The sequence below is a fragment of the Streptomyces montanisoli genome (assembly GCF_017813245.1).
Lineage (GTDB): Bacteria > Actinomycetota > Actinomycetes > Streptomycetales > Streptomycetaceae > Streptomyces > Streptomyces montanisoli.
Map to the genome: position 1 here is coordinate 1 of NZ_JAGIQL010000208.1, position 8,979 is coordinate 8,979.

Genomic DNA, 8,979 nt, shown 5'->3' on the forward strand with positions numbered 1-8,979 from the left:
GGGAACGTCACATCGCGCGGCCCCGGCCGTCGAACGCCTTCATGCGGTCGAGCACGCCGTCCGCCGTCGGCTCGTACATCTCGTCCACGACCCTCCCGTCCGCGAGGAAGACCACGCGGTCCGCGTAGCCCGCCGCCACCGGGTCGTGGGTGACCATGACCACCGTCTGGCCGAGGCGCCGCACCGAGTCGCGCAGGAAGCCGAGCACCTCGGCGCCCGCGCGCGAGTCCAGGTTGCCCGTCGGCTCGTCACCGAAGACGATGTCGGGCCTCGACGCCAGCGCGCGCGCCACGGCGACGCGCTGCTGCTGCCCGCCGGACAGTTGGGCCGGGCGGTGCTTCAGACGGTCCGCGAGGCCCGTCATCGTGATGACACGCTCCAGCCACTCCTTGTCGGGGGTGCGGCCCGCGATGTCCATCGGCAGTGTGATGTTCTCGATGGCGTTCAGCGTCGGCAGCAGGTTGAACGCTTGGAAGATGAACCCGATACGGTCCCTGCGCAACTGCGTCAGCTGCTTGTCCTTCAGCGTGCCGAGCTCGACGTCGCCGATCCGCACCGACCCCTCGCTGAACGAGTCGAGCCCCGCCACGCAGTGCATGAGCGTCGACTTGCCCGACCCCGAGGGGCCCATGATCGCCGTGAACTCGCCCTGCCGGAAGTCGACGCTCACCCGGTCGAGTGCCACGACGCGTGTCTCGCCCTCGCCGTAGACCTTCGACACACCGGCGGCGCGCGCCGCGGTGACGTCCTTGAGTCCGAGGGACGGGGAGATGGTCATGGGGATGCTCCTGGGTCGGTGTGACGGGGACAGGCACCATCCTGGGTGCGGCGAGCGCACGGATCGTCAGTCCCCGTGCTCGTTCCCGTGGCCCTCTCGGGGCGGACACCGGCCCCTCGCGTACGTCTCTGGTATGACGCCGGTCCCGGAGGGGCACCCCGAGGCGATCTTCCGCGGGCGCCGATGCCTCCATAGCCTGGGTGCGGCGTCTGCACCGTTCCGTCACAGCGTCCGAGCCCGCAGCATCCGAGCCCACAGCGTCTGAGCCCCCGGAAGGACCCCTGGTGCCCCTCACGACCACACCCCTGGTGACCGGCTGGACCCTCGCCCTGCCCAGGGACGGCGTCCCAGGACGGGACACCGTCCCGGAGAGCGTGGACGCCACCGTCCCCGGCTGCGTCCACACCGACCTGCTCGCCGCCGGGATCATCCCCGACCCGTACGTGGGCGACAACGAGGCCCGGCTCGACTGGATCGGCCGCGGAGACTGGACGTACACGACCACCTTCGCCGCCCCGCCGGCGGCCAGGAGCGCGGGCCACCGCACCGACCTCGTGTTCCAGGGCCTCGACACCGTCGCGACCGTCACCCTCAACGGCACCGAACTCGGCCGCACAGCCAACCAGCACCGCTCCTACCGCTTCCCGGTCGACATCCACCTGCGCCCCGGCACCAACACCCTCACCGTCCGCTTCACCTCGCCGTACAGCTACGCGGAGGAGCTGCGCGAGCGGCTCGGCCCGCTGCCAGGCGCGTACGACGAGCCGTACCCCTTCATCCGCAAGATGGCCTGCAACTTCGGCTGGGACTGGGGGCCCACGCTGGTGACCTGCGGCATCTGGCGTCCCGTCGCGCTGGAGACCTGGAGCGGCGCGCGGATCGCGTCCGCGTCGCTCGCGCCCGACGTCGCGGACGACGGGGTGCCGCTGCTGCGCACCGCCGTCCAGCTGGAGCGCGCGCCCGGCTGCGCGGGGCCGCTGGAGGTGGGTGTCGAGGTCGCGGGGGCGCGCGCCACGGTCCTCGTGCCGCGCGGCCGCACCGACGGGTCCATCGACCTGCCGGTGCCCGACGCCGAGCTGTGGTGGCCGCGCGGATACGGCGAACAACCGCTGTACGACGTGTGCGTGACGGTGCGCTGCCCATTGGACGGAACCGGAACCGGAACCGGAACCGGGTCGGGCCCCGGGACCGGCGAGGAAGAGGAGGAGGACGCGGAACCCGCCCACACCTGGCGCGGCCGCACCGGCTTCCGCTCCGTCGCCCTCGACCCCGACGCGTTCCGCCTCTCCGTCAACGAGAAGCCCCTCTTCGCGCGGGGCGTCAACTGGATCCCCGACGACTGCTTCCCCGCACGCCTCACCCGCCAGCGCGTGTCCGACCGCCTCGACCAGGCCGTCGCCGCAGGGGTGAACCTCGTACGGGTGTGGGGCGGCGGCCTGTACGAGAGCGACGACTTCTACGCCCTCGCCGACGAGAAGGGCCTGCTCGTGTGGCAGGACTTCCCCTTCGCGTGCGCCGCCTACCCCGAGGAGCAGCCGCTGCGCGGCGAGGTCGCGGCCGAGGCGCGGGAGAACGTCGTCCGCCTGGCGCCGCACCCGTCCCTCGTGCTGTGGTGCGGCAACAACGAGAACATCGAGGGGCACGCCGACTGGGGCTGGCGCGACGAACTGCCGCCAGGGCGCACGTGGGGCGCCGGCTACTACTACGATCTGCTGCCATCGATCGTCGCCGCGCTCGACCCGACACGGCCGTACTGGCCCGGCACCCCGTACTCGGGCGATCCCGACCTGCCGCCGCAGGACCCCGACCACGGCACGGTGCACCTGTGGGACGTGTGGAACAGGGTGGACTACCGCGCGTACGCGGACCGCGTGCCCCGGTTCGTCGCCGAGTTCGGCTTCCAGGGCCCCGCGACGTACGCGACGCTGCGCGCGGCGCTCGGCGACGCCGGGCTGCACCCCGACTCGCCGCTCCTGGCCCGCCACCAGAAGGCGGAGGACGGCGCGGGCAAGCTCCTGCGCGGACTCGGCGACCACCTGCCCCAGCCACCCGCCGGCGACTTCGACGCCTGGCACTGGCTGACGCAGCTCAACCAGGCGCGTGCGGTGGAGTTCGGGATCCGGCACTTCCGCTCTCACGCGCCCGCCTGCATGGGCACGATCGTCTGGCAGCTCAACGACTGCTGGCCCGTGGTGTCCTGGGCGGCCGTCGACGGTGCGGGCCGCCGCAAGCCGCTCTGGTACGCGCTGCGAGCCGCCTACGCCGACCGCGTCCTGGTCGTGCGGGACGGAGCCGTGCACGCCGTCAACGACTCCCCGAACACCTGGACGGGCACGCTGAAGCTGGCGACCCGCTCCTTCGACGGTGCGGTTCTGGCCAAAGAAGAACACCGGGTACGGGTGGCACCGCGCTCCGTCGCACACGTCGACCTCCCGGCCGCGCTCGCGGAGCCGGACGACCGGAACAACACGCTCCTCACGGCGAGGATCGACGGGACGCGCACACTCCACTTCTACGCGGAGGACACCGAGGCCGCGCTGCCGGCCGCGCGGTACACGGCCGACGTGACGCGGACCGGTCCCGGCGGCTACGAGGTGCGTGTGAGCGCCGAGACCCTCGTCAAGGACCTGGCGCTCTTCCCCGACCGTCTCGACCCGGCGGCGGAGGTCGACGACATGCTGGTCACTCTGCTGCCGGGCGAGAGCGCCGTCTTCCACGTGACGGGCGCGGACCTCGCCGACCCGGCCGCCCTCACGACCGGGTCCGTGCTCCGCTGCGTCAACGAGGCGCCGCGCACGGCCGGCGAAAACGCGTGACGGCCGGCGCCCGCTCCGCCCGCGCCACGGGGCGGCGACTTCTCGTCATTCCGGCACGCGCCCCGGCGAACCACCGGCCGCGCCGCGGGCCTCCGGCATGTGCCCATGGCCCGGCCCCGGTGCTGACGGCCCCTCAGACTCCAATAAAATAAGACAAGATCGGGTTGGCGGTCCGTTGTCGAACTGCCGCATCCCGATAGGCTCGTGAGCCAACACGGAGCCGCGCGCCACGCCCGGATGGTGGAATGCAGACACGGCGAGCTTAAACCTCGCTGCCCCTCAGGGGGCGTGCCGGTTCAAGTCCGGCTCCGGGCACCACCACGCCTTCCCCGGGCGCGCACGGCGACGCCGGGGTCACTCCCGGTTGCCGCCACGGGGCCGCACCGCGCGCCGGACGGGGCTCACGCCCACCAGACGCGGAACGTGGTCGGCAGCAGGTCGAGCGCCCTGAGGCCGGCAGCCAGGCCGGGGGCGGCGTCCTCAAGGCGTCGGCCGTCCACCAGCGGCGCTGAGCTGTAGATCTTCCGCAGCGCGAAGTCCCAGCCGGACGCCCCCGGCGGCCCGGACGGCCCCGACTCGGCCGTGCCCGCCACGGCGACCCGCAGCCGGTGCGGTTCGCCGCGGAGCATGGCGCTCTCCGGGCGTGTGGGCGGGTGGGCGTCCAGCGCCGACCACAGCTCGTTGTCCGTCATGCGCGCCAGCCGGGCGGGCTCGAGACCTGTCCCGTCGAGCAGTTGGCGCGCCAGGCGCCTGGCCACCGATGTGGGAGCGACGTTGTCCCACGAGGTGTGCAACTGTGCCTCGGCGCGTACCAGGCCGACCAGGGTTCCGGCCGTCTCGCGGTCCGTCGTGACCGCCGTGTCCGCCGTGCCCGCGAGGCCCAGGCGCCCCAGCAGGTGGGCCGGGTCGACAGCGAGCCGGCCGGCGGAGCGGCCGCTGCGCACGTAGGAGTCGAGGTGGTCGAGGTTGAGCAGGCCGGAGTCGCCGGCCAGGGGTGACGGCGGCGTTCCGTCCAGGAGCGCCGTGACGGCCTCGGGGGCGATGCCGTGCCTCCCGAGCACGGCGCGGACCGGGTCGGTGCGCAGCAGGGCGGCGCCGATGCTGTGGTGGTCGAGGCCGGCCGTGCCCTCCAGGGTGTGGCTCAGTGGCAGGTGCCCGATGTCGTGCAAAAGCGCTGCCGTGCGCAGGAGTTCGTCCCCCGGGTGGAAGTGCGCGGTCAGGGCCAGGACGCCGAGCGTGTGCTCAAGACGCGAGTACGACTGCAGCGTGGTGAGCGCGGAGGCGCCACCGTGCGCCACGAAGTGCAGGCGCCGCAGCGGCGCCGTGTGCAGCAGGTCGGCTTCCACGGGCGTCAGGTGGACGGTGATGCCCCACAGGGGGTCGGTGAAGTGCCGGGAGACGGCGGCGACGCTGGTGGGTACCGGTCCCAGGACCGGGGGCTCGGCGCGCGTGCCGGCGCTTGCCCCGGTCACGGTGCGGTCAGGCCCAGCGCGTGGAAGACGCGGTCCAGGTTCGCCGGTGAGGCCGCGAGGCGTACCGGCTTACCCGCGTCGTCCAGTTCGGCTATGTGCCAGCTCCTGGGGACGGTGTCCCCGTCGCCGCCGCGGACGCGCCGGACGCTCTTGACGGTGAGCCGTTCGGCCGGGATCGGCCGCGCCGCGAACCGGCCGGGGCCCGGGTGGGGGATCACCGCGGGCGGGCCGTCGCCGAAGACGATGTGGCTGCCGAAGCACGACGGGTTGTAGTCGGTGTGGTCGAGGAAGCGGGCGGCCAGGACCACCTCCTTGCCGTCCTCCTCCGCGCTCCTGCCCGCCGGGCCCGCCGGAGCCCGGCCCGGCGCCTGGACGCGGGTGGCACGCCAGGCCCAGACGACGAGGGCCGCCGTGACCAGCAGGCCCGCGGATCCCCAGGCGATCGCCACCGGGGAGGAGATGAGGGTCGTGGGGTGGAGGTAGCAGAGCGGCAGCAGCCATACGGCCGTGCCGGCGAGCGCGCCCGCGAACGGCAGGGCCGAGGGGAGGACGTCGTCGTCGGGGAGGCCGCGCCCGCGCAGCCGCATCACCACCATGGCGGCCGGGTACCCCGCGAGGAGCGCGCACAGGGCCGCGATGACGGCCACGTCCCCGCCGCCCGCGAAGTACTCGCGCCACACGTAGTGCTTCCCGGCGACCTCCCTCACCTGATGGCGCCAGAGCGTCAGCCGGACCTTGTCGCCCGCTACGAACCCCTCGGCGCCTTCCCGCGAGACATCGAGCCGCTCCACCGGCCGGCCGCCCGCGAAGTACAGCCGGCTGCTCTCCTTGCCCTTGTGGACCTCGGTCCGCGAGATCACGGCCGGCACAATGGTCAGGCACTCGGCGCGCTCGCCGGCGGGCGTTCCTGCGGCGCACGGCGTGGCCGACCGCCACGCGTCGTGCTCCGACTCGGTGGACGGGACGAACCACGCGGCCAGGAACGCACCGGCGAGCAGCAGCACGCACAGGCCCGCCCACACGGCCGAGCCGCGTCCGGCGGAGCGGTACGTGATGACGGCGACGTCGCCCGGTTCCGGGCCGCCTCCGTACCGGTGGTGCACGTCGCGGAGAGCCGCCAGTGTCGCGTCGAAGGTCCTGCGGTCGCCCGACGGCCCGTCCAGCGGCAGGGGCAGGGGCCGCGTCCGTCCGTCGTGCAGCACCACGCTGACCCGGCGGATGTCCGCGTGGCGCCCGCGCTGCATGTAGACGCGCAGGTCGTCGACGTCACGCCAGGGCGTGTGCCGCCGGCGGAGCAGGGTTCGTGAATGCAGTCCGTACGCGTCGGCGCGCACCTCGGCTGTGGCACCGTGCAGGCACGCGACGCCCACCAGCACGGCGAGCAGACCCACCCACACCCACACCACCGCGAGCCCGCCCCACCACACCGCGCCGACCACGGCCACCACCACTCCCGCCGCCCCGAGCCCGGCCAGGAACCACAGCGGGCGGGTGCGGGGAGGTCTGCAGGTCACAACGCTCGTGTCGGCCATGTACGGGAGCTTGCCATCACCGCTGTTGTGCCCGCCACCCCCGGGAGGCCGGAGCGGGCAGGGCCGGCCGGTCAACTGATCGGCGTGTGCGGTGAGATGATCCGGGGGAGCCACCCCCGGCAGGCCGCCACCGCCCTCGTGCACCAGGAGCCGTTCATGACGACAGGCATCCCGAAGACCCAGGTCGACACCAGCAAGCCGCATCCCGCCCGGGTGTACGACTGCCTGCTGGGCGGCAAGGACAACTACCCCGTGGACCGCCAGGTGGCACGGCAGTTGCCGGAGAACTCGCCGCGGGACGCGCGGCTGAACCGGGCGTTCATGCACCGCGCCGTGGCGTGGCTGGCCGAGTCGGGGATCGACCAGTTCCTCGACATAGGCACCGGCATACCGACCGAGCCCAACCTGCACCAGGTCGCCCAGCGCGCCAACCCCGCCTGCCGCGTCGTCTACAGCGACAACGACCCCATCGTGCTCAGGCACGCCGAGGCCCTGCTGATCAGCACGCCCGAGGGCGCCACCGACTACATCCAGGCCGACGTGCGCGAGCCCGAGGTCATCCTGCAACACGCGCGCTCCTTCCTGGACTTCAGCCGCCCCGTCGCCCTGTCGCTCATCGCGCTGATGCACTTCATCCCGGACGGCGACGACCCCTACGCCATCGCGCGGGCCCTCACCGACGCGCTGGCGCCCGGCAGCTTCTTCGTACTCACCCAGGGCACGGCCGACTTCCACCCCGACCTCGCGGCCACCGTGTCCGGCACCTACAAGTCCGGCGGCATCTCCCTCGCGCTCCGCAGCCGTGAACAGGTCGCGCGGTTCTTCGACGGGCTCGACCTGGAGGAGCCCGGCCTCGTGCGGGCCACCGAGTGGTACAGGACGGGCCCCGCTCCCGAGTTGGAGGACTGCTCCTTCTACGTCGGCGTCGCACGCGTCCCGGAGCGTTAGGAAGTTGTCTTGAGCGCGCGCTGTTTACGGCGTGGTGTCACGCGTCGCGCGCAGGTGGGCGAGGAGGGCCGCGCCCAGCGGTGTGCCGAGGCCGGTGCACGCGTCCCACCCCGTCGTGGCCTCGTAGCGGCCGTTGCCGCCCACCGTGATGTCCCGCAGCGCACGCGGCGGCGGCTCCAGCGCGTACAGCAGCGGCGGCAGCAGGCCGAGCGGGGTGTCGAGCGCCTCGCTCAGCCTGCAGGCCAGCGCCGCCCACAGCGGGGCGGCGGCGCTGGTGCCGCCGAGCGTCGTCGGCTTGCCGCCGACCCGCACGCGGTAGCCCGTCGACGGGTCGGCGACGGCCGCCACGTCCGGCACGCCGCGCCGCTGCGCGCCCTGGCCGCGCTGCCACAGCGGCGGCGGGAACGTCGCGCTCCTGCCGCCGCCCGTGGAACCGCCGCCCGCGGCCAGCGCGTTCCAGACGGTCTCCGCCGGCTCGCGCCCGTCGAACCGTCCGTCGAGCCGCCCGTCGAGCCGCAGCGTGGTGCCGCCCACGGACAGGACGTGCGGGCTTGACCCCGGGTAGTCCAGGTGCGGATGCCCGTCCTCCTCGCCGTCCGTGTAGCCCGAGTCGCCGGCCGCCGCGCAGACGGTGATGCCGAGCGCCGCCGCGTCGGCGAGCGCCTCTTCGAGCGCGGCGACGGACTGACCCGTCCAGTGGTTCTCCGGCGCGCCCCAGCTGATGGACAGCACGGTCGGTGTCGGGTCGGCGTGGACAGCCGCGGACACGGCCTCCACATAGCCGCGTGCCGTGCCGGGCGCGAAGTAGACGACCAGGTCGGCGCCGGGCGCCAGCGCGCCGAGCACTTCGACGTCCAGCTGCACCTCGCCGTCCTCGTTCTCGTTTCCGCCCGGGCTGTTGGCCGCGCCCGCGATACTCACCGACCGTATGGTCGGTGGCTTCGTGCCCAACTCGTCGAAGTATGTTCGCAGTTCGGCTTCGTCGTAGCCGCCGCCGAACTCCACGAGAGCGGCGGTGGTTCCGCTGCCGTCCGTGCCGGGCGGGAAGTCGTAGAACTCGGCCAGCCGCGGCGGCGTGTACGCGACCGGGGCGACCGACGCGGTCGCGTGCCCCTCGCCGGTCGCCGCGGCCTCGCGCGGCGCCCGGTCGCCGGCCGGACGCGCCCGCAGCAGCGGCCTCCCGTGCGGCCGCGTGTCCGTGCCGAGCACCGCGACCACCGTGCCGGCGAGCGGTTCGGGGACGCGCAGGGCGCCGCTGCGGGAGCGGTGCGTGACCACGCGCCCGCGCGCGTCCGTCCACCGCGCCGCGCTCAGTTCCGTGCCCAGCAGCGCGCCGACGGCGTCCGCGCGCCCCGACACCCGCATCCGGCGCGACCCCTCGTGCACCTCCTCGACCGCCAGCCCGGCCGCCTCGACGACGCGCCGCACCCGCG

The 8,979-nt window shown here is 73.8% G+C and carries 6 protein-coding genes and 1 tRNA gene; 3 read left to right on the top strand and 4 right to left on the bottom strand.

Features of this window, described 5'->3' with window-relative positions; translation table 11 throughout:
* Window positions 1–7: 7 nt before the first annotated feature.
* Window positions 8–778, bottom strand: a complete 771-nt coding sequence (locus JFN87_RS29700) for an ABC transporter ATP-binding protein (protein ID WP_209345056.1) — start codon at window positions 776–778, stop codon at window positions 8–10.
* 284 nt (window positions 779–1,062) lie between these two features.
* Here JFN87_RS29700 and JFN87_RS29705 point away from each other — a divergent pair, with 284 nt between their 5' ends.
* Both JFN87_RS29705 and JFN87_RS29710 read left to right on the top strand, forming a co-directional pair.
* Complete coding sequence (locus tag JFN87_RS29705) at window positions 1,063–3,594, top strand: glycoside hydrolase family 2 protein (protein ID WP_372449306.1); 2,532 nt, start codon at window positions 1,063–1,065, stop codon at window positions 3,592–3,594.
* Between the two features lie 231 nt (window positions 3,595–3,825).
* Window positions 3,826–3,912, top strand: a tRNA-Leu gene (locus JFN87_RS29710).
* Window positions 3,913–3,995: 83 nt separating this feature from the next.
* Here JFN87_RS29710 and JFN87_RS29715 read toward each other — a convergent pair.
* The gene (locus tag JFN87_RS29715; RefSeq protein WP_307865645.1) at window positions 3,996–5,066 is read right to left on the bottom strand and encodes an HD domain-containing protein; all 1,071 of its coding nucleotides are present in this window, start codon (window positions 5,064–5,066) and stop codon (window positions 3,996–3,998) included.
* Complete coding sequence (locus JFN87_RS29720) at window positions 5,063–6,598, bottom strand: PH domain-containing protein (protein ID WP_209345058.1); 1,536 nt, start codon at window positions 6,596–6,598, stop codon at window positions 5,063–5,065. Before JFN87_RS29720 ends, JFN87_RS29715 begins: the two co-directional genes overlap by 4 nt.
* A 156-nt stretch (window positions 6,599–6,754) precedes the next feature.
* On the opposite strand from JFN87_RS29720, the gene JFN87_RS29725 reads away from it, so the two are divergent.
* Window positions 6,755–7,546, top strand: coding sequence for an SAM-dependent methyltransferase (locus tag JFN87_RS29725; RefSeq protein WP_209345060.1), 792 nt, complete (start codon window positions 6,755–6,757; stop codon window positions 7,544–7,546).
* Window positions 7,547–7,570: 24 nt separating this feature from the next.
* On the opposite strand, the gene JFN87_RS29730 is transcribed toward JFN87_RS29725, so the two are convergent.
* On the bottom strand, window positions 7,571–8,979 hold a 1,409-nt coding region (locus tag JFN87_RS29730), incomplete at its 5' end, for a S53 family peptidase (protein ID WP_209345062.1).